We start from the raw sequence: 25747 nt of genomic DNA, 5'->3' as shown, positions 1-25747 counted from the left end.
CCGCCCACCCACAGACATTCTTCGGAGCACACACATGACTCGCAAGGTATTCGTCGCCGGCGCCGGCATGATCCCGTTCAAGAAGCCGGGCAGCAGCGACACCTATGACGTGATGGGCGCAACGGCCGTGCGCCAGGCGCTGGAAGACGCCGGCCTCGGCTATGAGGACGTGCAGCAGGCCTACGCCGGCTACGTGTATGGCGATTCGACCTGCGGCCAGAAGGCGCTGTACCAGGTCGGCATGACCGGCATCCCCGTCATCAACGTGAACAACAACTGCGCCACCGGCTCGTCGGCGCTGTTCCTGGCGCGCCAGGCGGTGCAGAGCGGCGCGGTGGACTGCGCGCTCGCCGTCGGCTTCGAGTTCATGCAGCCCGGCGCGCTCAAGTCGCGCTGGGACGACCGCGCCCCGGCGCTGGAGCACGCCCTCGACCTGGTGGACGACCTCGTCGACCGCAAGGACCTGCCCAATGCCATCCGCCAGTTCTCCGGCGCCGGCAAGGCCCATATGGACAAATACGGCACCAGGCTGGAAACCTTCGCCAGGATTCGCGCCAAGGCCAGCCGCCACGCCGCCAACAACCCGCTGGCCGTGTTCCGCAACGTGCTGACCACCGAGGACGTGCTGGCCGCGCCGGCGCTGTGGGAAGGCGTGCTCACGCGCCTGATGGCCTGCCCGCCGACCTGCGGCGCCGCCGCCGCCATCGTGGTGTCGGAAGAATTCGCCCGCAAGAAAGGCCTGAAGACCGATGTGCTGATCGCCGGCCAGGCGCTGACCACCGACCGCCCCAGCACCTACGACGCTCGCGACATGATCCGCGTGGTCGGCTTCGACATGACGCGCGAAGGCTCGCAGCAGGTGTATGAGCAGGCCGGCGTCGGCCCGCAGGACATCGACGTGATCGAGCTGCACGACTGCTTCGCGCAGAACGAGCTGCTGACCTATGAAGGCCTCGGCCTGTGCCCGGAAGGCGGCGCCGAAAAGCTGGTCAACGACGGCGACAACACCTACGGCGGCAAGTGGGTGGTCAACCCGTCGGGCGGCCTGCTGTCCAAGGGCCATCCGCTGGGCGCCACCGGCCTGGCGCAATGCTACGAGATGGTCCGGCAGCTGCGCGGCACCGCCGACCAGCGCCAGGTCGAAGGCGCACGCCTGGCCCTGACGCATAACCTCGGCCTGGGCGGCGCCTGCGTGGTCACGCTGTACCAGAAGCACGCCTGAGCACACACCGACACAGGAGCCCATCCATGATCGACAAGAAACATATCGGCCGGGTGATTGCGGACTTCCGCACCTCCGCGCCGGCCAGCCAGCTGCGCTTTTTCGCCAAGGCCACCGGCCAGACCGATCCGGTCTATATCGACGAGGCCGCCGCGCGCGACGCCGGCCACCCGGGCCTGCCGCTGCCGCCGACCTTCCTGTTTTCGCTGGAACTGGTCAACCCGCCAACTGGCTGGCGCGACGAGCTCGGCATCAAGGTCGAGCGCATCCTGCACGGCGAGCAGTCCTTCACCTACCACCGCATGGCGTATGCCGGCGACACGTTGCACTTCAAGACCACCATCACCGACATCTACGACAAGAAGGGCGGCGCACTGGATTTCGTCGTGCGCGAGACGCGCGTGACCAACCAGAATGGCGAGCACGTGGCAGACCTGCGCGGCGTGCTGGTCCAACGCAACGGCTGAACCGGAGACATCGAATGAGCAACCTGAGCTTCGACCAGATCCAGGTCGGCGACACCCTGCCCCCGCTGACGCTGGAGCCGATCAACCGCACCACGCTGGCGCTGTTTGCCGGCGCCTCGAACGATCACAACGCCATCCACATCGACACCGACTTCGCCCGCAAGGCCGGCATGCCCGACGTGTTCGCGCACGGCATGTTGTCGATGGCCTACCTGGGCCGCCTGCTGACGCTGTGGGTGGACCAGCGCCAGCTGCGCCAGTTCGGCGTGCGCTTTGTCGGCATCACCCACCTGGGCCATCGCATCACCTGCACCGGCCGCGTGGTGGACAAGCTGGAAGTCGACGGCGAGAAGCGCGTCAAGCTGGAAATCCAGACCGCCAACCAGTATGGCGAAAGCAAGATCCTCGGCGACGCCGTCGTTGCCCTGTAAATCCAATCAAGCACAAGGAGTCTGAAATGGGAGCACTTGAAGGCAAGGTGGCACTGGTCACCGGTTCGGGCCGCGGCATCGGCAACGCCATCGCCATGCGTCTGGCACGCGAAGGCGCGCGCCTGGTCATCAATGACCTGGACGCCGAGCCGGCGCAACAGACCGTCGAGGAACTGAAGGCAATAGGCGTTGAAGCCGTGGCCTGCGTGGGCAATGTGTCCGCACCGGACTTTGCCGACCGCTTCATCAACACCGCGATGAGCAACTTCAAGAGCATCGACATCATCGTCAACAACGCCGGCTTTACCTGGGACGACGTGGTGCAGAAGATGAGCGACGAGCAGTGGTACGCCATCCTGGACTGCCACATGACCGCGCCGTTCCGCATCCTGCGCGCCGCTTATCCGCACATCAAGGCACTGGCCGCCGCCGACAAGGAAGCCGGCCGCGAGGTGTACCGCAAGATCGTCAATATCTCGTCGACCTCGGGCCTGAACGGCAATGCCGGCCAGATCAACTACTCCGGCGCCAAGGCCGGCGTGATCGGCATGACCCGCGCCATGGCGCGCGAGTGGGGCCGCTTCAACGTCAACGTGAATGCGGTCGCGTTCGGGCTGATCCACACCCGCATGACCTCGGCCGACGCCAAGGCCGGCGCCACGGTCAATATCGAAGGCCGTGAAATCCGCGTCGGGCTGAATCCCGAGATGCTGAAGTCGCACGCCCAGCGCAATCCGCTTGGCCGCGGGGGCACCCCGGAAGAAGCCGCGGGCGGCGTGTACCTGTTCTGCTCGCCGGATTCCAACTACATCACCGGCCAGGTGATCGCGGTCGCCGGCAACGTGCAGTAAATCCAGCCGCACCGGAACGGGGGCTCGCATTGGCGAGCCCCCGTTTTCTTTTGTGCTTCGCGGGCAGCGTGCCTGCGCCGCGCCTCGCTTGAACGCGTCCCGCTTTCATGCTGAAACGCATTCCAAGTCAATAGGGGCTCTCCTCCTGCCATCAACCGTGCGGCATTGCAACACCCGGCCCCCGATTCACTCCTTTTAGGAGGGGGCCTGACACCACGCGCAAAGGTCTAATGGAACAGAGCCGGGCGTAGCAACCGGCCAGCGCCTTCCATAAAAAACCGACAGGAGACAACTTAGCATGAAGAAATCGATAATCACGCTGGCTGTACTGGGCGCGGCTGCAGGCAGCGCCAATGCACAGTCCGGCGTGACGCTGTATGGGGTCATCGACGGATCGATCGAGTATGTCAACCGCGTGGCCGCATCCGCCGCCACGCCCACGCAGGGCGGCAAGCGCATCGGCATGCCGCAGATCGGCGGCCTGTCCGCCTCGCGCTGGGGCCTGCGCGGCGTGGAAGACCTTGGCGCCGGCAACCAGGCGCTGTTCGTGCTGGAAAGCGGCTTCCAGTGGGACAGCGGCAACCTGCAGAGCGCGCCGCTGTTCAATCGCCAGTCCTATGTCGGGCTGCAGAACAAGAGCATCGGCAAGCTGACCTTCGGGCGCCAGTACACGTCGTTCTTCGACGGCATGGCCAACTTCGCGCCGATGCGCTTTGCCGCCACCTATGAGCCGGGCATCTGGTGGATGGGCCTGAACTACCGCGAAGACAACATGGTCAAGTACACCGGCCAGTTCGGTCCGCTGCAGGCGGTGGCGCACTTCTCGTTCGGCGCCGGCGTGGCGGTGCAGAATGCCGCCATCCTGCTGGCCAACGGCGGCGCGGGCGAGGTGCCGGGGCACTTCAGCGACAACATCGCCTATGGCGGCTCGCTGATGTACCTGAACAGCAGCGGCTTCGGCGCCTCGATCGGTGCCGACGTCTGGCGCCCTGCCGCGGTCACCGGCCAGCCCGGCACCATGACCAAGCTGGGCGCGGCCGCGCTGTATAACACCGGCCCATTCAAGTTCACGCTCGGTTACCGCTACAACAAGGCAGAGTTCGCCAGCGGCGACACGCTGCTGCGCGACGACTACTGGTGGGCCGGCGTCAACTACCAGGCCACGCCCGCGCTGGGCCTGTCGCTGGCCTACTACTACGCCGACGTGAAGGGCGCGCGCGCCACCGCCACGGCCGCCGAAACCAACCCGTCCAACATGCAGCAGGTCAGCTTCATCGCCGACTACAACTTCAGCAAGCGCACCGACGTGTACCTGTCGGCCGGCTATGCTCGCAACGGCGGCCTGAGCTTCGACGGCGCGGCCACCGCCTTTGCCTTCAGGTACCCGACCATGGCCGGGCAAAAGAGCATGGTGGGCGTGACCGTGGGGATCCGGCAGATCTTCTGATGCCGGAACGGGGCGAGCCGCAAGGCTCGCCCCGTTGCTGCAGCAGCCGCCTAGCGGCCGCCCGCCGCGATGCTGCCGAAGTGGCCGCTGCTGAAGTCGCGGAAGGCATCGGCGATCTGCTCTTCAGTGTTCATCACGAACGGGCCATGGCCGACGATCGGCTCGTCGATCGGCTCGCCGCTGAGCAGCAGCACCACCGCGTCCGTGCTGGCTTCGATGTTCACATCCTCGCCGGCACCGTCCAGCACCACCATCTCGGCATCCCGCACCGTCGCCTCCGCGTTGACGGTGATCTTGCCGCGCAGCACCACCAGCGCGGTATGCCAGCCCTCCGGCAGCGCCAGCCGCGTGCTGGCCCCCTGGTTCAGGCGCATATCCCACACATGCATCGGCGTGAAGGTGCGCGCCGGACCGGCCTTGCCCGCGTACTCGCCGGCGATCACGCGCGCCGTGCCGGCGCCATCGGGCATCGGCACCACCGGGATATCGCGGTCGACGATGGCCTGGTAGCCGGGCGTGGTCATCTTGTCGCGCGCCGGCAGGTTGACCCATAGCTGCACCATTTCCAGCGCGCCGCCGCTTTGCGTAAAGGCCGGCGAGTGGAATTCCTCATGCAGGATGCCGGCGCCCGCCGTCATCCACTGCACGTCGCCGGGGCCGATCACGCCGCCCTGCCCGGTCGAGTCGCGATGCGCGACCTCGCCCTTGTAGACGATGGTCACGGTCTCGAAGCCGCGGTGCGGATGCTGGCCAACGCCGCGCGGGCGCTGCGTCGGCGTGAAATCGGCCGGCCCGGCGTAGTCCAGCAGCAGAAACGGGCTCAGCTGCTTGCCGTGGCTCATGTAAGAAAACATCGAGCGCACCGGAAAGCCATCTCCGACCCAGTGCTGACGCGGTGCGCTGTAGACACCCAGAATGCGCTTCATGTCTGATCTCCGAGTATGCCGGCCGATAGTGGCAGGCAATGATCCATGGAGCAATGATAGGTGGCACAGACGATGCGCGGTAGGCGGTGGGATTGCGATGCAGTGTCCTGCGGCTGGAACGATGCCCGGCCGCCCCCCCGTCAGAAGCGGTAGCGCACGTAGCCCATGCTGAAGTTGGTGCCGGGATTGGGGTGCTTGATGCCGGCATTGGACAGGTGCTGGAAGCGGTAGCCGATGGCGAGCCGCTGCGCCTTGCCGAAGGCAATGCCAACGCCAACCATGTCGGAAAACTGGAAAGCCGAGCCCATGCGATGGCCGTCGGCGATCTCGGTATGGCTGAGCACGCGCAAACCCACTGAGGCTTCAACAAACGGCGTCGCGTATTCGCCCGCATAGCTGAGGCGGAAGATCGGTGACACGCCGAACTCCGTCAACTGGCTCGACGGCCGGGACGACAGCGCCCGCCAGTTCGCGACATTGACCTCGCCGTCCAGGGACAGCGCAAGGCGGCTGGACCACTGCCACTGCACGATATCGTCCCAGCGCGCGGCCACTTCGTATTTTTCAACACCGTGGCGGTTGTCGCGGCCATAGCCGCCCTGCATCGAGAAGGTTGCCGCGTCGGCTGCGGCCGGCAGCGCGCACAGCCAGGCCGCAAAGGGAACGGCGGCAGCAAGGTGCGCCAGCCGGCTTGATGAGATTGCCTTCTTCACTGACATCCGCGGATTTCGGGCAGCGTCGGCGTGTATCGCGGCGCTGCCACTTTGTTCTGGTCACGGCGCTCGAAGATAGCAGCCCTTCAGATTTGCGGAAGCCTGCCAGAAGCAAACACAGTGTTCCAATGCCGGAACAATGCGCAGTCACGGCTAAAGAATTGGCAAAGCCACGCACAATTGTCGAAACTTGGTAGTACGCGGCGGTCACAGGGCCGCCCACCAGCGGAAGGAAGCCATCATGCGCGCCTGCCGACAAGCCCGCCCTGCCGCCAAAGCCGCCGCAGTCTGGCTGCTGGTGGCGGCCATGGCCACCGCGGCCTGGCTGCTGCCGCGCCTCGCGCAGCCGCCGCAATACCATCGTTATGCCGACCCTTACGTCTGCTTCGGCGCGCCCCACTGCCTCGACATCGGCTCCAATCTGCTGTTCCTGCTCGCGGGCGCGGCCGGCCTGCGCTATCTGGGCACCACGGCCGCCAGCCGCGCCTTTATCGCGCCAGCGGGGGCCTGGCCTTACCGGCTGCTTTTCTTCGCCGTCTTCCTGGTGGGCCTGGGCTCCGCCTATTACCACCTTGCACCGGACAACCAGCGGCTGGTATGGGACAGGGCCCCGCTTGCGTTCGCGCTGATGTGCTGGCTGGGCGCAAACCTGTGCGATCGGGTCAGCCTCAAGGCCGGCTTGCGGCTCCTGCCGCTGCTGCTGGTCGCAGGGCCGGCCAGCGTCGGCTACTGGGCCTGGAGCGAAATCCGCGGCATCGGCGACCTGCGTCCTTACCTGCTGGTTCAGGCATGGGCCATGCTGGTGGTGCCGCTGCTGCTCTGCCTCTATGCGCCGCGCTACACTGGCGACCGGGAGGTGCTGGCCATCACCGGCTGCTATGTGCTGGCCCTGGCTTGCGATGTGCTGGACCACCAGGTCGCCGCGCTCACCGGGCTGGTCAGCGGGCACACGCTCAAGCACGTGTTCGCGGCACTGGCCGTCTATGGCGTCCTGCTTCGGCTGAAGCGGCGCCGCATCGTGGAGGAAGGAACATGACCGTGCCCCAACCGGGTAGCCACGCTCGCACGCCCCGCATGCCCTCTGCCCTGGGCGTCGATGTACGGCCGCGCGAAGTGTGGGCATGGGCCATGTACGACTTTGCCAACTCCGGCTACACCACGGTGGTCATCACCGCGCTGTTCAATGCCTACTTCGTCGCCGTGGTGGCCGGCAATGCGCCCTGGGCCACGCTGGCGTGGACCGCGGCGCTTTCGCTCTCCTATGCGCTGGTGGTGCTCAGCGCGCCGCTGGTCGGTGCCTACGCCGACCTGCGCGCAGCCAAGAAGCCGCTGCTTGCGGTGACGACGGCGGGTTGCGTGGTGTTCACCGCCCTGCTCTATTTTGCGCAGCCCGGCACCCTTGGCCTGGCCATCCTGTGCGTGGTCCTGTCCAACTTCTTCTTCGGCAGCGGCGAAAACCTGATCGCGGCCTTCCTGCCGTCGCTCTCCACCTCCCGCGCCCTGGGCAGGGTATCGGGATGGGGCTGGAGCCTTGGCTATATCGGTGGCCTGGTCACGCTGGGCGCATGCCTGCTCTATGTCAACTGGGCCAGCGCACGCGGCCACGTCGCCAGCCAGTTCGTTCCCGTCACCATGCTGATCACGGCGGCCATCTTTGCCCTGGCGAGCCTGCCGACCTTCCTGCTGCTGCGCGACCGCGGCGCGCCACGGATCGCTGCGTCCGCGCCGGCTGGCGAACCGGTCCGCGGCACGGCCTGGGCCAGGGTATGGCAACGCCTGGGCCAGCTGCGCCAGTTCCGGGACCTGCGCCGCTTCCTGCTGTGCACCCTGTTCTACCAGGCCGGCATCCAGGCGGTGATCACGCTGACCGCAATCTACGCCAACCAGGCCATGGGCTTCACCATGCAGCAGACCCTGATCCTGGTGCTGGTGGTCAACCTGACGGCGGCGGCCGGCGCCTTCCTGTTCGGCCCGGTGCAGGACCGCATCGGACACGTGCGCGCCATTGCCCTGACGCTGCTGGGCTGGATCCTGACCATCCTGCTGGCGCACGCCGCGCGCGAAGCGCCGCTGTTCTGGCTTGCCGCCAACGTGGCCGGCCTGTGCCTGGGCGCCGCCCAGTCCGCGGGACGGGCCATGGTGGGGCTGCTGGCCCCGCCCTCGCGCGCGGCCGAGTTCTTCGGTCTGTGGGGCCTGGCGGTCAAGCTGGCCTCGATCGCCGGGCCGCTGACCTATGGCATGGCAAGCTGGCTGACGGGCGGCGATCACCGGCAGGCGCTGCTGGTCACCGGCAGCTACTTCGTGGTCGGGCTGGGCCTGCTGTGCGGGGTCAACACCGTGCGGGGCCGGCGGGCTGCCTTGCGCGCCGAGCGCATGGTCAGGCTCGAGACCGGGTACGGCGCCGCCACTGCCAGCCCTGCTTGCCATTAGCAGCGCGGATGATAGGCTAATGCAACTGCCCTTTGGCGATTGGATCGCCCTTTCGGCTTCCGGACGCTGAAACTCTGGCGACAGCCCATGCCAGCAAACCTCACCCCAGAGTACAAGCAGGCCGAACAAGCCTATCGGCAGGCACGCCAGCCGCGCGAGCAGCTCGAATGCCTGAAGGAAATGCTCCGTGTCATCCCGAAACACAAAGGGACGGAGCATCTGCAGGCCGATATCAAGTCGCGGATCAGGGAACTCACCCAGGCATCTGCGGGCCACGGGAAGGGCGCGCACAGAGGGCCGGCACATGCGGTGCATCCCGAAGGCGCGGCCCAGCTCTGCCTGATCGGCCCGCCCGGCGCGGGAAAATCCAGCCTGCACGCGAGGCTGACAGGGTCGGGCAGCGGGGCCGGGCCCTACCCCCACTCTACGCAGGTGCCGGTCCCCGCCATGTTGCCGCTCGACGACATTGCTTTTCAGCTGGTGGATCTGCCACCGGTATCCGTCGACTTCATGCAACCCGGGCTCACTGACATATTGCGCGCGACAGACGGCGTACTGCTCGTGGTCGACCTGAGCGCGCCAGACTGTACAGAACAGTTGGCTTTGATTCTGCGGCGGCTCGCCGAGGCGAAGATCATCCTGTCGGAGCGCTGGCCGGGTCAGGCCGACAGCCCTGGGACGACGGCGGAACCGGTGGCTGACCCGTTCAGTGTTCACCTCCCCGCGCTGCTGCTGGCCAACAAGACTGATCTCGCCAACCCGGAAGACGCGGCCGTGCTCGAAGACCTGCTCGGTGTACGCTTTCCGGCGCTCGCAACCTCGGCAACCGACGGGCGCGGACTGGCCGCGGTCGGTCCGTTCCTTTTCAAGGCCCTGGGGATCGTGCGTGTCTACACCAAGGCACCCGGGAAACCCGTCGACCAGCGTCGGCCTTTTACGATGCGCCGCGGCGACACCGTGCTCGATGTCGCCTTGCGCGTGCACCCCGATCTCGCGCGTACATTCAAGTTCGCCCGCATCTGGGGCAGTGGCAAGTTCAGCGGCCAGCAGGTGGGCGCCGATCATCCGGTAGCCGATCATGACGTGGTGGAACTGCATTCGCAGGCGCATGGCTGACCAAAGCCATGGCGCGAGCGCCGATGGCATAGACTGAAAGACCTGCGGCCGGTTGTTCCCGCATGACTGCCGTGCCGGTTTGTGGAGCAATTTCTTGCACGGAGGTATGCCATGACTACATACGTCATCCTCAGCCGTCTCGCTCCTGATGCGTTCACGGATCCCAGGGACATGAAGCAGCTCGCCGCCACGGTGGCCGAGAAAATCAAGGCCGAATGCCCTGCCGTCACCTGGAAGGACAGCTATCTGACACTCGGGCGCTTTGACGTGGTGGACATTGTCGAGACGGACGACCTGAAGCAGCTCGAGCGTGCGGCGTTGATCATCCGCGGCTATGGACACGCCGCGACCGAGACGCTGCAAGCAACGCCGTGGGACGAGTTCATCGCGGCCCTGTAGCGCCGATCGACGGACCAGGCCGCGCACGCGGCGGCGCAGCCAGATTCAGGTTGACCTGACCGTCGGCTGCCCTATACTGAAAGTGCTGACTGAGACACGCTTGAGTAAAGCGAAGGTAGGTCGGCGAAACGATCATGTTTCCTGGCTGATCTGCCAGATGAAGCGTGATCGTGCAGGCGACATATGCCTGCAAGTCCGGACCGGATCATAAGTTGCTGACCCGGTTCGGACGCACCCCGATTGAAGCGCTGGGCACCTGCAGAAGGTGCTCTTTTTATTGGTGGCATGGGGCGATGTTGACCACTCGCCTCGCGTGCGCCGCCATCGAGCGATCGGGTAATGCAAAAGTGGACGGATCGGATCAGAGCCGTACCTGATCCGAACTGAAACAAGGAGTCGCATGCGCGCCCGCTCACGCCCTCCGAACGCCGGCTACCGCTGGCTGTGGCAGCTGTCTGCCGCCGGCTGGGGGCACTGCGGCCTGGCCTATGTCAGCGGCGCGCTGCTTGCACCGTGCTGGTGGCCCGCAAGGGAGGCCATGCCCCTGCGGGACCGTTATTCTTCGCGGCGCACGGCGCTGCTGCTGTACACCTTTGCCTATCGTGGCGGTGGGGCACCCGCCAGCGCCATGCCACCGCGCGATGGCTTTACCTGGCGATACCAGTGCTGGTCCCAAGGGGTTGGGATGGCCTGATGCCGGAAGCCAGCCACGCGCTTGTCGCCGGCACCGACGATGGCCCATGAGCGGACAAAAAAATGAGGAGGCTTGCCTTGGCTCATGCCGAGCCCAGGCAAGCCTCCCCAAAGCGCTCCCTCGATCGTCAGGGCGCCATCAGCGCTGCAGGTTGCTGCGCTCGGTCGGCGTCAACTGGCTCAACTGCGCCTCGCTCAACGCCATCTGCCCCAATACCTGCACCGGCCCCTTCGGATCGTAGCTGGCCGGCGTTGCGCTCGCGCCTTCGCGCGGGCGCGGCGTGCCTTCGGCCGGCTCGGTGCCGGTGCCCAGCACCCGCACCGTGAACACCGACGGCAGTGCCTGGCGCGCCGCGGCCCGGTCGCGCTGCACCGCGTCCTGCGCGGCGCTGGCTGCCTGAGAGGCGGCGGCGCTGGCATTGGTCAGGGCGCCGACGTTGACCGCCGCCACCACCGGGATGCCGGTCGACTTGCCCTGCACCTGGATGTTCTCGGCATTGACCACCCGCAGCGCGGCCAGGTTGACGTTGCCCGATACCCGGATGCCGGCCTCGCCCGCGTCGATGGTGCCCAGCGGTGCGATCAGGTCGATGTCGCCGGGCGGAACCTCGGCAATCGGGTTGAGCGTGGCGATGCCAGCGCCGGTGTTCGGCGTGGTCGGCGACAGCGTGACCAGGCCCATCTCGTCGTACACGCGGCGCTGCGGCGTGTAGACCACGGTGGACTTGGAGCCGCGCCCGGCGTTGATGTCGCCCTGCGCCGACCAGCCCAGGATATTGCCGCCGAAGGTGGTGAAGATGCGGCTCTGGCCCAGCAGGATGCTGTCCTTCGCGTACATCTGCACCTCGCCCGCGCCCTGGGTCAGCATCCCCGAGCCCTCGCCCGGAACGAAGCCGCCGTCCACGCCGACCAGGGTGCGCCCGCCCGGCGTCAGCACGCTGATGTCGCCGCCGAAGTTGGTGTGGATGCCGGCATCGAGCACATCGTAGTAGGGCACCTCGTAGCTTGGGCTGCCCGCGCCCACCCACTCGGCCTTGGTCAGGTACTTCACGCCCGCCCTGGGACGGGTGGTGAAAATGCCGTCCTGGCTGGTGATGCCGCTCATGTAGTACCGCGCGCTGCTGAACATGGTCAGGTCGCCCCGGTAGTCGCGCTTCTCGCCCTGCTGGTCCTGGCCGGGAATCAGCGTGGCGATGGCCTCGCGGCCGCGCAGGTAGCTGCCGGCGCGCGGGCCGCCGGCATCGTTGTATTCGCGGCCCGATGCCTTGAGCTCGGCGTAGTACACGTTGCGCAGGTAGGCGCGCTGCTGCTCGGGCGGCAGGGCCGCAAGGAACTGACGCGCATCCATGGTGGCCGGGTCGAAATGCACGCCCAGGCCATTGCTGCCGCCGAAGCGGTCGGTCAGCCAGTTGACCAGGTACAGCTGGCTGGCCAGCCCGAACTCGCGCGTCAGATCGCGGTTGGCCGCGCTCTCGCCGCTGGACAGCGCCCCTTGCCGCGCCTGGTCCAGCGTGGCCTGCCGGGCGGCCAGGAAGGCCGGCGCGCCGGCCTCGTTACCGTCATAGCCAAACTCCGTGCGCAGCCAGTCGGCCAGCGTCAGCTTGCCGCCGTAGATGGTCACCGCCTTGCCCGGCTGCCCGGCCAGCGGGCGGCCGGCGTCGGCCTGGTTGGCCGGGTCCAGGTAGCGCGCGGCGAAGGCCTGGAAGCCGAGACCGTCGAGGCCCCTGGCGCCCACCCCGGCGGCCACAGCGATGCCGGCGCCGCTGGAACGGTCGCCCGGCGTCACATTGGCCACCGCGCCGAGGCTCTTGAGCTCGCCCTTGTCGGCCAGGTAAAGATCGCGCCCGGCGGTCACTTCCAGCAGGCCGGATCCGGCCACGTAGAAACTGCCGCCGCGGACATCGCGGCCGGCCGAGACCACCGAGACATCGTCCGCGTTGTTGTGCACGATCAGGTTGCCGCGCGCGCTGCCGGCCGAGATCCGGGTGGGCCGCAGCGGCGCGTCAGGCTCGCCGCTGTAGAACATACCGAACCAGCCCAGCGCCTCTTCCGGCGCCAGCTCGAAGCTGCCCAGGGGCGTGCCGGCATTGACGATATCGCGCCTGGCGCGGATCGCCACCGGGCCGCTGCCCTCGTACCAGGTTTCGTGGCTGCCCGGCGCGCCATTCAAATTGCCGCGGTAGACGATGGTGCCGGTGCGCAGCCCGACGATATCGCCGTCGCTCGCATAGAAGCGCGCGGGCGGCTGGCCGACGCGTGCGTAGCCGGATGCCGTCGGCGGGGTGAGGCTGAACAGCGGGTAGAGCTGCCCGCTCTCCAACGCCTTCACGAACATCAGGCTGGGCGCCAGCGCCTGCGGGTCGAGGTTGCCGACATTGTGCGCCCCGAACCAGGCCTTGCCCACGACGCCGACAAAGGCCGGGTTGAACGGGCTGGGCAATGCGGTGGGATCGGCGCCGGACTGCGTCACCGCATAGCCGGCGGCATAGATGGAATCGCCCGCCAGCAGTTCGAGCGCGCCGGTGCCCTGCACGGCGAAGCGCGGGCTCACCGGCGACGGCGCCAGCACCAGCCCGAGCGGAGACTGGTCCGGGCGGCCGTTGTTCAACCGGCCCGAACTCGCGTTGCCGTAGTAGAGGCTGCCGCTGGGCGCCGCCGCGCGCAGGATAGCCGGCATCACGAAGCGCCCGTCGGTGGCGCTGTGGTTGCTGCGCGTGCGCTGGTCCATCCAGGCCATCGATGGCGTCAGGTTGCCGCCCGCGCTGAACAGGTCGATGGCAGTGGCCGGCGTCCACAGCGAGAACCAGCTCCAGCCTTCGCCATCGTGGGCGGTGCCGCTGAGCGTGAAGGGGGTGCCGTTGTGGAACTGTGGCACGCGGCCGGGATCGCCCACGCCGCCGAGCGCCAGGTCGCCGCGCGCGTCGATGCGCACGCCGGCGTCGCCCGGCACCAGCACCGGCCCGCCGCCCGCGATCGCCGAGGTCGCGACATAAGGCTGGTAGGCGCGCGACTCCATCGGATCGGCACGGTCGTAGCGCAACTCGATGCCGCCCACCGCGCCGGCTTCGAGGCGCATCGCCCCGCGCAGGTTGACAAAGGTGCTGTTCAGGTCCAGCCGCGGGTTCTGGAAGCGGGTGTCGGGCCGGATTTCGCCACCGGAATCGGGCTGGGCGCGGACTTCCGCCACCGGGTTCAGGCCGCCGCCGATGCGGATGTCCAGGTCGCCGCCGCCGGTCAGCGTCAGCTGGCTGCCATCTGCCGAAACGCGGCCGGTGCTGGCCACGGCCAGGTTCAGGCCCTGGCTGCGCGACAGGAAGCCGGCGCCATTGCCCATGCGCGACTCCAGCATGCCGGCATTGCCGCCGGCTTCCAGCACGAGGTTGCCGCCGCCGAGTGTGCCGATGCCGGTGAAGCCCACCAGGAACGGCGCGGTGCCATGCAGCCCACTGGGGTCCGGAATCGCCTCCACATAGCTGCCGAAGTTGATCCACCACGCCGTGGGCACGCCCTCGCCCGCCGCCGCAGCGCTGCCGGTACCCTGGCGCCACAGCCATCCGCCCACGGCGGAGTTGTCGAAGTTGCCGCGCATCACGCCCAGCGCATCGTCCATGCGTTGCGAACCGGGCTTGGTGCCGATCACATCGCCGCGCACGTCCCCCTGGGCCCGCACCAGCACGTTGCCGCCATGCTCGGGATACCAGGCCCGGTAGAGGCTCTGGCTGCCGCCGTCGATAAAGGGTTCGAGAAAGCCGCCGTGGGCGCCCAGCAGCGTGCCCCCGTAGCCGACCGCGCGGCGCTGGTTGTAGGCGGCGTCGACGCCCGCGGCCTGGGTGCCGGCGGTATAGACGCCGAACGGCGAAGTCATGGTGAAGTCGCCGGCGGCGAGCAGGTCCAGGTCGCCGGTGCCGGTGCGCAGCACGCTGAACAGCTGCTGGCGCGCGGGCGTCATCTTGTCGTCGTATTCGGGCGGCGTGCCGTCGGCCACTTTGACCACGAGCACCCCCATTCCCGCGTTGTTAAATTCGGCCACCGACGCCTCGCCGCCCCAGTCGTCGAGGTTGATCGGCGTGCCCGCGGGCTCGCCAAAAAAGGGTTCGGCGTCCGGCCCCCAGACGTACTGGCCCGGCAAGCCGGTGCCCGGCCTGAGGACCCGTTCCGGCCCGAGGCCGTAGTGCGTATCGGCCAGCAGGATCTGCCCGCGCGTGCTCGGAGGCAGCAGCGCGCGCGTATCGGCCGCCGCCGTGTCGGCGCCGCCCACCAGCCGCATCGACCACGATTGCGAGCCCTCGGCCAGCATCGGCGCCAGCGCCCAGGTGCGGCCCTGGTTGCCGCTGGCATCGGCGGCGCGCAGCAGCACGCTCTGGGCATCGCCCGGCAGTTTCACCACGGTTTCGCTGGGGATCATCGCGCCCTTGCGCAGCGGCAGGTCGCCCGCCAGCACCACGCCGTTGACGGGAATCCAGCCGCCCATATCGTTCACGGCGCCGTCGGGGAACGGCAGCGGCACACCGGCCGGCCAGGTCATTGCGGCCACCCTGGCCGCGCCCGGCAGGCGGTTGCCAGCGTCGAGCTGCATGCCATTCGTGAGCGTGAGCGCCGCGGACAATACCGTGCCGGCGGTATGGATCACATTGCCCGCCGCATCGCGGATGGCGCCGCCCAGCACCGTGCCGGCCGGCAGCAGCAGGTCCGCCGTGAGCGTGGCGCGCGTGGCCAGCTCGGTGCCGGCGCGCAGGCTCATGGCCTGCATCGGCAAGGCGTAGTTGAGTGCGCGGCCGGGATTGAAGAAGGTGCCGTCGGCAAGCGTGACGGTGCCGTCGACCGGCACCACCACGTCGCCGCCCCAGGGCACGCGGCCCTTGAGCAGCATCCAGCCCTGGTCGTCCGGCGTGACCGGCAGCGCCGCGCCGTCGAAGCCGTCCGACACGCTGCCGAAGACCTTGAGGTCGCCGCCGGCGCGCAGCACCAGCGCGCCCGCCTCGCCCGAGCCGCGCGCGGCGCCTTGCTGCGTATGCGGATTGATGCTGGCGTAGCGGAAGCCCGACAGGTCGATATCGCCGTCAAGATGCAGGTCGCCGTCCGGCGTGGCGCTGACGATCTCGACGCCGGGGCGCAGATGGAAGGCGTCCGCGTAGCGGCGCAGGCCGGCCAGCCTGCGGCCCATCAGGTCGCCGTTGGCCAGCGCGTGGGCCATGAAGCCGACGCTGTCGTCGTGCTTCTCGTTCAGGTAGGCCTGGGTGACGGACTGGTAGCCGCCTCCGTCGGCGGTGCCGCCGGTGACCAGCGGCGCATCGTTGTAGGTATGGAAGGCGTTGACCGTGACCGCGCGCGCGCCGTCGATCCGCACCGTGCCGGCCGCGTCGATATCGATATCGTTGCCGGTGGCGCCGCCCAGGCGGCGCGCGCTCAGCTCCACCGTGCCCAGCGACTGCGCCGCGCCGTCGGTGCCGGCACGCACATCCATGCGCGCGCCGTCTGCCAGCAGCAGCCGCCCGTTGCCGGCGTTGATGTCGATCACGGCGCGGTTGGGCGCCTCGATCAGCTTGCCGTAGCTGTCCACGCGCAGCACGCGGCCGTGCGCGTCGAGCAGTGCCGCGCCACCGATGGTGACGCCGTCGCGCGCTGCCAGGCGGATGCTGCCGGCCTGCTCGCCGCTGGCGTCGACCGTGCCGTTCACCACCAGGCGGCCGCCGTCCACCGAGACGCTGATCTCGCGCGCCTTCAGTTCATCGCCCACCGTCAGGTCGCCCTGCTTGAGCTGGAAGCCGCGGCTGCCGTGCACCTTGCCCTCGTTCAGGCGCTGGTTGAGCCCGGCGAAGTCGGCAATATGCTGGCCGCGGATATCGGCGCCGCCGGCCGCGAACGGCACCAGCGTGCCGCCGGCATCGTAGTGGCCCGTGCTGGCGCCCGCGATGGCGCCTTGCAGGTCCACCGTGCCGGCGCCGCTGCCCACCGCCACGGCGGTGAGCTTGCCGGCGCGGTTCTCCTGCGCGGACAGGTCGATGCGCGAGCCCGCCGCCTGGCGGATATCGCCGGCCCGGCTTTCCAGCACCACGTCGCCGCCCCAGCTGTACTTGCTGACATCGAAGAAATCGATCCTGCGTCCGGCGAGGTCGAGCTGCGCGCGCTCGCCGAGCAGCACGTCGCCCGTGGCCGACAGCGTGAGCTTGCCGCTGGGCAGCGCCACCGCCGTGTCCAGCGCCACGCTGCGCCCCTCGAGCGCCACCTCGGCGCCCAGCGCCGCCGCCAGTTCCTGGCTGGACAGCGGCGCCGCGGCCGCGCCGGCCGGCGCTGCGACACGGATATCCCCGCCCGCGCGAAGCTTGCTGACCGAGCCGGCCTGGCCGGTCAGGAGCGGCGTGCTGACCTGCAGGTTGCCGCCGCTGTACTGGTAGCCATTGGTGGCCGCATCCCATGCGCCGCGCGCCTGGTAGACCGAGAGCGAGCCCTTCTGGTTGGCCGTGATGCGGTCGCTGGCATTGAGCTCCACCTGGCCGAAGCCGAGCACCAGCCGGTCCATGTCATGGATGGTATCGGGCCGCGAGCCCGGACCGTAGCCGAATTCGATCCGGCGGGCGTCGATGGCAAGACGCCCGCTGCCCGTGCCGGCGCCGCCGGCTGCCACCTGTCCCGGCGCGGTATTGGTGCCGTTCCAGACCAGCACGTCGGTGCGGATACGCGCCTGCGCATCGGCATCGCCCAGGCCATAGATGGCCGGCGAGGTCAGCACCAGCCGCTCCAGCGAGGACTTGCCCGTGGCCGCATCGATGGTGGACAGCTCGATCGAATCGTAGAAATTGACGGCATCGCGCGCGGTCAGCACCAGGTTTTCCAGCGCTGGCGCGCCCGCGCTGGTGTCGCCCCGCAGCAGCCGGTCCAGCACGCCCTGGTTGAGCGTGAGCCCGGGCGCGAGGGCATTGCGCGCCGCCACCGCGGCCAGCGATGCCTCGCTGCCGACATTGATGCCGCCGACCGCCAGCGACAGATTGCGCGTGCCATAGCGCGCCGTGTCGCGCAAGTCGAAGCTCTGGTCGGTGACGGCGGCGATGGTGCCTTCGGAGTACAACTGCGTGGTGCCGTTGCACACGGCTCCGGGCTTGCAGGCGCCGATGTCGATGCGGCCCGGGCCACGGTCCGGATCGTTGGAGGCCGTGGGCGCCAGCACGTCCAGCCAGCCGTTGGATACCGCCAGCACCGAAACCGGCCCGGGCTCGTACACATAGCCATTGGTGGAATCCCAGGCTGCCTTGCCCTGGCCCAGCGTATTGATGCCCGCCCCCTGCTCGATGACGATGCCGCCGTGCTTGTTGCTGGTGACCAGGAACACCTCGCCCGCCCTGAGCACCGCGCCTTCGCGCAGCATGATGTTCCTGCTGTTGCTGGAGAAGACCGCAACGTTGTCGCGCTGCGTGCTGCCGGTGGCGCTGACGGCCACCGCGGGCAGGCCGCCGATGCCCAGGCGGTTCGCGCCGATGGCGTTGAGGTCGTCCGCGCGCAGGGAAATCAGGCTCATCAGGCCGGTGCCGGCCACCGGGGTGGGCGCGGCGCCCGCCGCCAGGATCTCGTAGTTGCCGCTGTCGCTCAGGACCACCGCGCTGCCGCCGTGGCCGCCCTGCGGCGTGCCGTAGTCGGTCGAGCCAGCGAAGCGCAGCGGCGGCGCGTCGCCAAGCTTGCCCTTCGACGTATCGGGAATGAAGTCCAGCCTGAGCGTCTTGGCGTCGCGCTCCAGCATGCTGCGCGGCACGCCGTCGCGCTCGGCCCGGGCCAGGCCGAAATCGGCGTAGCTCATCTCGTTGTATTGCGAATACCGGCGCAGCACATCGGCGGACGTCACCAGCGCCTGTGTCGGCAGGGCGTCGCGGATGCCGGTGTTGACCGTGCCGAGCTGCGCGCCGGTGGCATACGAGCCATTGCGCAGGGCCAACGCCTGGCCTGGCGGCACGGCCTTGCTGCCGATGCCGTTGAGCTCGACGCGGAACGCGCCCGGCAACAGGGCGAAGGTCGAGGGCAGCAGGGTATAAGTGCCGGCGGGCAGGCCCGGCACGCCCGCGCCGATGGTGATCTGCCGGCCGATGGCCGGATCGCTGGCGCCCTTCTCCACCACGATCGGCGCATAGCCTGCCTGCACCCCCGGCACGATGGCATAGACCGGATTGGTGGCCAGCCCCGGCAGCGTGAAGCCGCCCTTGCGCGACACCTGCGCCAGCGGATGCAGGCGCGCGTCGGTGGAGCCGCCCCGGCCCGCCAGGAAGGCGGCGCCCTTGAGCTCGCCGCCGCCGCGCAGGTCGAGCAGCGCATCCTTCTGCACGTCGATGGCGTGGCCCGACAGCACGATGGCTGGCCCCGTGCCCACGCGCTCGAACTCCGCATCCGTGCCGTTGTGCATATAGCTCAGGCCGTCGAGCGAGCCGCCGTATGGCATCACCAGCCCGTTGGCGCTGACCGAGGTCACGCTGCCCGGCAGCAGGTTGACCTGGCCGGTTTCCTCGCCATGCAGCTTGGATCCCACCGAGACGGTGCCCAGCGGGGCCCGCAGCACGCCGCCCTGGTTGACCGTGGGGCCGGCGAGGATCAGGCTGCCGAACACCGAATACGGCATCGCGGGCAGCGCCTCGCCCACGCGCTCGATGGTCAGGCTGCGGGCGGGGTCGAAGCCGCGCGCCGGATTGCCCCATTGATCGATGGTGTTGCGCAGGCCGGCCACGACCTTGCCGCTGTCGTGCATGGCCGGGTAGATCTGCGAGGCAGCGAGCGTCAGGTCACCCGGCTGGTACAGCACCGCGGCGCCGGACAGGCGGATATCCGAGGCGCTGCGCAGCGTCATCCGGTCGAACGCCTCGCGCTCCACCTTGAGCGGGTCGCCGGCGTTGCGGATGATCTCGCCGCGCGCGCCGATGCCGAGCTCGCCCACCAGGTCGAGAAACTGCGCATCCGCGATCAAGCTGGAGCCCTCGGCCACCAGCGGCACGCCCAGCGTGCCGGCGGCCGCGCCCGCATTCTTCGAGCCGCGCACCGGGTTGGGCATGATGGTGTTGTCCGCCTGCCTGCGCGTATCGCCGGCCAGCCGCATATAGGGCGCCGCCAGGCTGACGTGCGTGGCGGGCGCGGCCGGGTCCGCCAGGCCGATGGCGCTGGCGGTCAGGCGCAGGCTCTGGCCCATGGCCAGGTTCACATCGCCCTCGAAGCTGATCAGGCCGTTGGCCAGCAGCGCAAGGTTGTCGAAGCCGCCGGCCTGGATGCGGTCCACGCCGATGCGGGCGGTGCCATAGCGCAGCGCGCCGTCGCGCATGCCGGGCCGCAGCCCGGCGGCGAGTCCGCTCTCGCCCTGCACTTGCGCCAGCACCAGCTCGCGCGGCACGCGCACCTCGTCATCTGCCGCCGGGCCCTTCAGGGTGTTGCGGTCCACGTTCAGGTAGACCGGCGTTTCCAGGTTCAGCGCCAGCGTGCCGCCGGCGGCGCCCTGCCCGCCCGCGGCCGCGCGCACATCGCCTTCCAGGTACAGCCCGCGCATCGAGCTGGCCGCGATCACGCCGCCGTTGCCGGCTATCCTGGTCGCGCCCATACCCGGCACGTCCAGCACCGCCATCGCGCCGGACGCGTCGAGCCGCGCGCCCGGGCGCACGATCACAAAGGCATCGGCGGCATCGACCTCGCGGGCGCCTTCGACATGGCGCGCGCCGATTTCGATGGTGCCGCCATCGGCAACCACGCCGTAAGTGCGGCCTTGCGTGTCGCGCGCGGTGACGGCGCGGCCCGCCACATCGAGCGCGGCGCCGCTGCCGATCCAGATCGACTTGGTATCGGGCTGGCCGCTCGGCGCCGCGGTGTCGGGGGTGGCGCCGAGCGCGGTCTGCAGCACGGCGATCTTGCCGCCCCAAGCATTAAGCGTGCCGTCGATGGTGATCTGGCCATTGCCGCGCAGGGTCAGCGCGCGGCCCGGGTCCACCGTCACGGTGGCGCCCCGCCCAACCACCACCGGAGCCTGGCCGTACACGTTGCCGCCGGTCAGCACCAGGTCGGCGCCACGCCGCTGCGTCAGCACGGCGTTCCCGGCATCTTCCTCCCAGAGCGGCGGCAGCTCGCGCCACAGCGCCTGTTCCGGCGCGGCCCCGGTGAGTACCGCGTGGGCGCTGGCCTGGTCGTGGCGCAGTACCGGCATGTTCACGTCGATGCTGGCGCCTGCCGCGACCTGTGCGCCTTGCTGGCCGGCCACCTCGTAGCGGCCGAAGCCGGTCTGGAACAGGCTGGCGTCGAGCACCAGCAGCGGCTTGACCGCGACCTCGGCGGACAGCACCACGCCGGCGGGCAGGCGGTCCCCCGCGGCCAGCACGCGGTCCTTGCCGAACGGCGTGCCGGCCTTGATGGTGGTGCTGAATTCCGCCACCGGCATGCCATCCGGAAACACGGTTGCGGGCACGACATAGCCTGGCGCCATATCGCTCTGCGTGCGCGTCAGCACCGTGCCCGCGGGCACCGTCATACCCGATGAATACCAGCGTCCAGACTCGTCGTAGACCACGAACGGGTTCCAGTTGACGCCCTGCGGCACCACCCAGTCCGCCCCCAGCCTGAGCGTGCGCTCGGCCGTGATCTGGATCGTCCCCGGCGCCATGTCGCCGGGCGCGGCGACATCCGACGCATAGGTATAGTCGACCGGCAGCACCGTGCCTGCCGCGATGGTGAAGGCTTGATCCAGGGTCAGGTGCACCGGCACCGACTCGCCCGCCTTCAGCCGCCCGGCCTCGGCCAGCAGGCCGCCGCCGATGGCCACGCCCAGGCCCGAATCGAGGGTCAGCGTGCCGCCGCCGCGCACGCCGTAGCCGCGCAGCTCGCCGTCCATGCGCAGGGTGCCTGAGCCGTTGCCGTCAATGTCATACTGGTTGGAGCGCAGCGCGATATTGCCGCCGCGCCCGCCTTGCAGCGAGCCGTTGGCCATCAGCGCGGCGCCCGAGGACACGTCCAGCACGCTGCCGCTGCCAAGCAGGACATCGCCCGAACTGCTGAGCGCGATGGTGCCGCCGTTGACATAGGGCAGCCCGCCGATATCGCCCGCGTCCTGCCTGAGGTTGGTCCACAGCCCGCGCGCATCCAGCATCACGCCCGGCGCCACCGTCACCACCGCCTGCCCCGCCGGCGCCGCGGCGATGGGCATGTCGAGCCAGTTGAGCGTGCTGCTTGGCCCCAGCCTGCTGACGATGTCGCCCAGCGCAATGGTGCCGCCGCGCGCGGCCAGGCCGGCCTTCACCTCCACCCGGGGCGCGTGCAGTGCCAGCGTGCCGCCCGGCGCCACCGACAGCGGCGCATCGACCGCGATGCCCTCGCCGGCGAAGACCCTGAACGCGCCCAGCCCGAGCCCGTTCAGCCAGCCGGCATCCAGGCGGACCTTGCCGACCAGGTCTTCGGGCAACGCATCGTCAGCCGCGAGCCCCTGCGCGATGCGCTGCACCGCGCCGATATCGACCTGTCCCGCCACCGCCGACGGGTTCTCGCGCAGCATGCCGGTGCCAGTGTCGAACACCGGCACCAGCTTGCCCAGCACCAGCTCCCCGGCCAGCGGCGCGGCCAACTGCGACTGCCGGTAGCCATCGAGGCCGGCGTCGCGCGCTTCGCCCTGGCGCGGCCCCTGGTACACCGTGGCCTGGATATCGCCCTCCAGCACCGCCGTGCCGGTGCCGACCAGCACGCGCCCGGCGTCGCGGCCCACGCTATAGCCGTTCTCCAGCCGCTGCTGTGGCGCGATCAGCGGGTTGTAGAACTGTTCGGTGGCGCTCTTGCCCCAGCGCTTGTGCTCGTTCTCGTAGCCGCGGTACAGGCCCTGGTAGCGGATGTCCGCCGGCGCCGTGGCCAGGTTGTAGAGCTGCCCGTCGGCGCCGCGCAGCCAGCTCTGGCGGATCGTGCCGGTCTGCACGTTGAGCGAGCCGCCCGAGATATTGATGGCCGAACCGGCCTGCGTCACCAGTTCGCCGCCATCGAACCGCACGGTTCCGCCCAGCGCCGCCCATTCGCCGATGCCGTGGCCGCTGGTGTTCAGGTAGCCGCTCACCTCCAGCAGGCCGCCGCCGGTGTACCAGCGGTCGGTGGTGTAGCCGTTGGTGCCCGCCGGCACGCGCACCAGATAGCGGCGGTCGACCCACATGGTGTTGTTGTTGAGGGTCTTGGAGTCGCGGTTGCCGGGCGCGTCGCGCTGCTCGTTGCCCTGGACGTTGATCTCGACGTTGTTCGATTCCATCGCCACGTTGACGCCCACTGCACCAGCCACGTCGAGGATGGCGCGGTCGGCCAGCAGCGTGCGGCGCGCGGCCGCCACGCTGACCTGGCCGCCGGTGGCCAGCGCCAGCGAGTCGGCCTCGAACAGCACGTCGCCGGCCGAGGCAATCTGCACCAGCGACTGGTCGCGCCGGTTGTAGCCGCCGTCGCTGACATTGGCGGACTCGCGCAGCAACGCGTCGCGCTGCACGTCGAGCGCGGTGGCGTTGCTGTCATCGAGCAGGATGGCGCTGACACTGCCCGGCGCCAGCACCACCTGGCTCTTCGTGTCGCCTTCGGCGCGCAGGTGCAGCGTGCCGCGCGTGTTGACCGAGGTGCTGGACAGCAGCACGCCCTTTTGCTCGACGACATGGCCCTTGAGCGTGATGTCGCCGGTGGCGGCCTGGATCAGGCCGCTGTTGCTGACGCGCCCGGCCTCGCTGCCGGGCAGGCGCAGCACGTCGACCTCGTTGCCGCGCGTGCTTGAATTCTGGTTGCTGTCGGTCCCGAGCCCGCGCCGGATCACGAAGCTGTCGCCCGCGGCCAGCACGGTCTGCCCGGCCGGGGTCACGATGGTGCCGCGGTTGTGCGCCTCGCGGCCGGCCAGCAGCACGTAGCCGCCGCCTTCGGTGACGGTCTGCGGCTTGCGCGTCCCGATGCGCGCGCCCGCCTCCACCACCACGTCGGCAGTGGCATTGCCATGGGTCACCGCGGTGCTCGACACCGCCAGGTCGTTGGCCAGCGTGGGCACATGGCCGTTGCCCTTGGCCTCGCTGTAGAGGCCCTTGTCGAACTGCGCGTTGGTCATGCCGGCGGCGGCCGCGACCAGGTTGCGGGTGTTGACCTGGCTGGTGCCGGTGAAGACGATGCCGTTGCGGTTGACGATCATCACCGTGCCGTCGGCCTTGATCTGCCCCTGGATCTTGCTGGGCCGCGCCTGCGGATCGTTGACGCGGTTGAGCACGGCCCAGTCGGGGCGCTGCTGGAACTCCACCGTGGTATTGCGGCCCACGTTGAAGGTTTCCCAGTTCAGGATGGCGCGCTCGCCGGTCTGCTCGATGGTGACGTGGGTCTTGCCGTCCACCACCGCCGCGCTTGGCTTGTTCGCATTGATCCAGCCGGCGGTAAGGCTGTTGGTGTCGGCCTTGAGGCCGCCTTCGGCCAGGCCATCGGGCACCGATGGCTCCCGCGCCGCGGCCTGCCGCGCCGCTTCCTGCGCGGCCTGCATGGCGGCAATGCCCTGCGCGGCCTGGCCCAGGTTCTGGATCGAGCGCTGCAGCTGCTCATTGGCGCGCTGCTGCTGCGCCTGCGGGCTGGTCAGCGCCGCCGCGGGGGTGCCGTTGGGCAGGCGGCCAGTGGTGGCCGCGCTGTCCTGCATCATGTTCTTCTGCGCCATCCAGGCGCGGCTGAACGGTGGCGCGGCATGCGCACTGGCCAGCATGCCTCCCGCCGCCACCAGCAAGGCCACGGCCCGGGCCAGCGGCCTCGCCTCCGGTACGGCCAGCCTGAACCTGGCCTTGTGCCGCGCAAGCATGGTCCTGTCGTCAACGCGCATCTGCATGGTGCCCTCAATCCCGTCAAGCAAGTTGGCGGACCAGTGCACGCTTCGGAACGATGCGGCCCGGTCCTGTCGTCATTGCCACCGGCGGCGCCTGCCGCCGGTGCTCCTGGGATCTAGACTTTTTGGCGCGCCCGAATCGGCAAGCTTTTCCTTGAAGATTTCGTGACAGCGCCGCCGGGGCATCACCCGTTCAGGAGAGCAGCACCACGCCACCGGGCAGGTGGCGCGCGCTCAGGCCAAATGATTGCTGGATCTGCGCAATGGCCTTGTCGAGCGCACGGATCTGGAAGCGGCCCGTCACCGGCCTGGCGGCCAGTTGCTCATTCATCAGCACCAGCTTGCCGCTGCGGTAGCGGTTGAGTTCATCGACCACATCGCGCAGCGGCGTGTCGGCAAAGCGCAGGTAGCCCTCGCGCCAGGCTGGCATGCGCGCATCGTCGACGCTGACCACGCGCGCCAGCGCGCGGTCAGCGTAGGCCACCTGCTGCCGCGCCGACAGCGTGGCCATGCCGGCTGGATGTGCCACCTGCACCAGCCCTTGCAGGCAGGTCACGCAAACCCCCGCGGTGGTGTGGCGCACCTCGAAGCGCGCGTGCGTGGCGATGGTTCGGCCCGCGCCCGCTACCACGGCAAAGGGATGGCGTGCCTCGGCCATGTCGATGGCGGTCTCGCCCGCGATCAGGTCGATGCCGGGCACGCGGCCCTGCTGGCGCACGGCAATGCTGGTGCGCGTATTGAGTTCGACGGTGACATCGCCGGCCAGTGCCAGCCGGCGCTGCTCGCCGGCGACGGTACGGTAGTCGGCGCGCGGTTCCCCCCCCGACGGCCACAGCCCAAGCGGCGGGTGGATCAGCGCGGCGGTGGTCGCCGCCGCGGCGCCAAGCGCCCCGCCGAGAAAGGCGCGGCGCTGCCAGCGCACCGGCGTGGCCCTGCGTGCCGGTGCCGGCCTGGCATCGGCGCGTGCCGCGTCCGGGTCGCGCTCCAGCACCAGCCGGCCGGCCGCCGCAAGCTGCTCCCAGCGGCGCTGCGCAGAGGCAAAAGCCGCTGCATGCGCGGGATCGGCGCGGCACCAGCGCCGCAGCGCATCGCCGTCGGCGTGCGTCATCTCTCCCGTCGCAATCTGGCGCGCCCAGCGCAATGCTTCGCGCTCGACCCGGCTCAGCCCGCGTGGCTGTTGTAGCGGAGGATTCAAGGTGGATGTCATGGCGTCTCGCAAGCTCCCCGTCCTGTATCGCCTGCATACAA

At 69.3% G+C, this 25747-nt stretch carries 14 protein-coding genes; 10 read left to right on the top strand and 4 right to left on the bottom strand.

The window, feature by feature from the left end; translation table 11 throughout:
• Positions 1–34: 34 nt before the first annotated feature.
• The 5 genes from AC3WVS_RS26895 to AC3WVS_RS26875 all read left to right on the top strand — a co-directional run bounded on the left by AC3WVS_RS26895 (position 35) and on the right by AC3WVS_RS26875 (position 4418).
• Positions 35–1222: a lipid-transfer protein gene (locus AC3WVS_RS26895; RefSeq protein ID WP_492321041.1), complete on the top strand. Its 1188-nt coding sequence runs from the start codon at positions 35–37 to the stop codon at positions 1220–1222.
• Between the two features lie 26 nt (positions 1223–1248).
• Positions 1249–1689: a MaoC family dehydratase N-terminal domain-containing protein gene (locus AC3WVS_RS26890; protein ID WP_492321040.1), complete on the top strand. Its 441-nt coding sequence runs from the start codon at positions 1249–1251 to the stop codon at positions 1687–1689.
• A 14-nt stretch (positions 1690–1703) separates the two neighbouring features.
• On the top strand, positions 1704–2120 hold the full coding sequence (locus AC3WVS_RS26885) for a MaoC family dehydratase (protein WP_492321039.1): 417 nt from the start codon (positions 1704–1706) through the stop codon (positions 2118–2120).
• A gap of 26 nt (positions 2121–2146) precedes the next feature.
• Positions 2147–2971, top strand: coding sequence for an SDR family NAD(P)-dependent oxidoreductase (locus AC3WVS_RS26880; RefSeq protein WP_492321038.1), 825 nt, complete (start codon positions 2147–2149; stop codon positions 2969–2971).
• A 298-nt stretch (positions 2972–3269) separates the two neighbouring features.
• Positions 3270–4418, top strand: a complete 1149-nt coding sequence (locus AC3WVS_RS26875) for a porin (RefSeq protein WP_492321037.1) — start codon at positions 3270–3272, stop codon at positions 4416–4418.
• A gap of 50 nt (positions 4419–4468) precedes the next feature.
• On the opposite strand, the gene AC3WVS_RS26870 is transcribed toward AC3WVS_RS26875, so the two are convergent.
• Together AC3WVS_RS26870 and AC3WVS_RS26865 are read right to left on the bottom strand one after the other, a co-directional pair.
• A complete protein-coding gene (locus AC3WVS_RS26870; protein WP_492321036.1) occupies positions 4469–5344 on the bottom strand; it encodes a pirin family protein in 876 nt (291 codons plus the stop codon).
• Positions 5345–5484: 140 nt separating this feature from the next.
• Positions 5485–6063 carry an acyloxyacyl hydrolase gene (locus tag AC3WVS_RS26865; RefSeq protein ID WP_492321035.1) on the bottom strand — a complete coding sequence of 193 codons (579 nt, stop codon included), beginning with the start codon at positions 6061–6063 and terminating at the stop codon, positions 5485–5487.
• A gap of 301 nt (positions 6064–6364) precedes the next feature.
• On the opposite strand from AC3WVS_RS26865, the gene AC3WVS_RS26860 reads away from it, so the two are divergent.
• The 5 genes from AC3WVS_RS26860 (at position 6365) to AC3WVS_RS26840 (ending at position 10696) form a co-directional block, all read left to right on the top strand.
• Entirely contained in the window at positions 6365–7093 is a 729-nt protein-coding gene (locus tag AC3WVS_RS26860; protein WP_492321034.1) for a hypothetical protein, read from the top strand.
• Positions 7090–8487, top strand: a complete 1398-nt coding sequence (locus tag AC3WVS_RS26855) for an MFS transporter (RefSeq protein WP_492321033.1) — start codon at positions 7090–7092, stop codon at positions 8485–8487. The genes AC3WVS_RS26860 and AC3WVS_RS26855 overlap by 4 nt, the downstream gene beginning before the upstream one ends.
• An 87-nt stretch (positions 8488–8574) precedes the next feature.
• Positions 8575–9603 carry a TGS domain-containing protein gene (locus AC3WVS_RS26850; protein WP_492321032.1) on the top strand — a complete coding sequence of 343 codons (1029 nt, stop codon included), beginning with the start codon at positions 8575–8577 and terminating at the stop codon, positions 9601–9603.
• A 111-nt stretch (positions 9604–9714) separates the two neighbouring features.
• The gene (locus AC3WVS_RS26845) at positions 9715–10002 is read left to right on the top strand and encodes a GYD domain-containing protein (protein WP_492321031.1); all 288 of its coding nucleotides are present in this window, start codon (positions 9715–9717) and stop codon (positions 10000–10002) included.
• A gap of 400 nt (positions 10003–10402) precedes the next feature.
• Positions 10403–10696 carry a hypothetical protein gene (locus AC3WVS_RS26840; RefSeq protein WP_492321030.1) on the top strand — a complete coding sequence of 98 codons (294 nt, stop codon included), beginning with the start codon at positions 10403–10405 and terminating at the stop codon, positions 10694–10696.
• Positions 10697–10834: 138 nt separating this feature from the next.
• Here AC3WVS_RS26840 and AC3WVS_RS26835 read toward each other — a convergent pair whose 3' ends face one another.
• Positions 10835–24502: a filamentous hemagglutinin family protein gene (locus tag AC3WVS_RS26835; protein WP_492321029.1), complete on the bottom strand. Its 13668-nt coding sequence runs from the start codon at positions 24500–24502 to the stop codon at positions 10835–10837.
• A 190-nt stretch (positions 24503–24692) separates the two neighbouring features.
• Entirely contained in the window at positions 24693–25706 is a 1014-nt protein-coding gene (locus AC3WVS_RS26830; protein WP_492321028.1) for a FecR family protein, read from the bottom strand.
• Positions 25707–25747 lie beyond the last annotated feature (41 nt).

It is taken from the genome of Cupriavidus sp. CPT47-8839-RL05A (genome assembly GCF_058792255.1).
The sequence above is the reverse complement of the archived record's forward strand: the minus strand, read 5'-3'. Positions and strand labels throughout refer to the sequence as shown.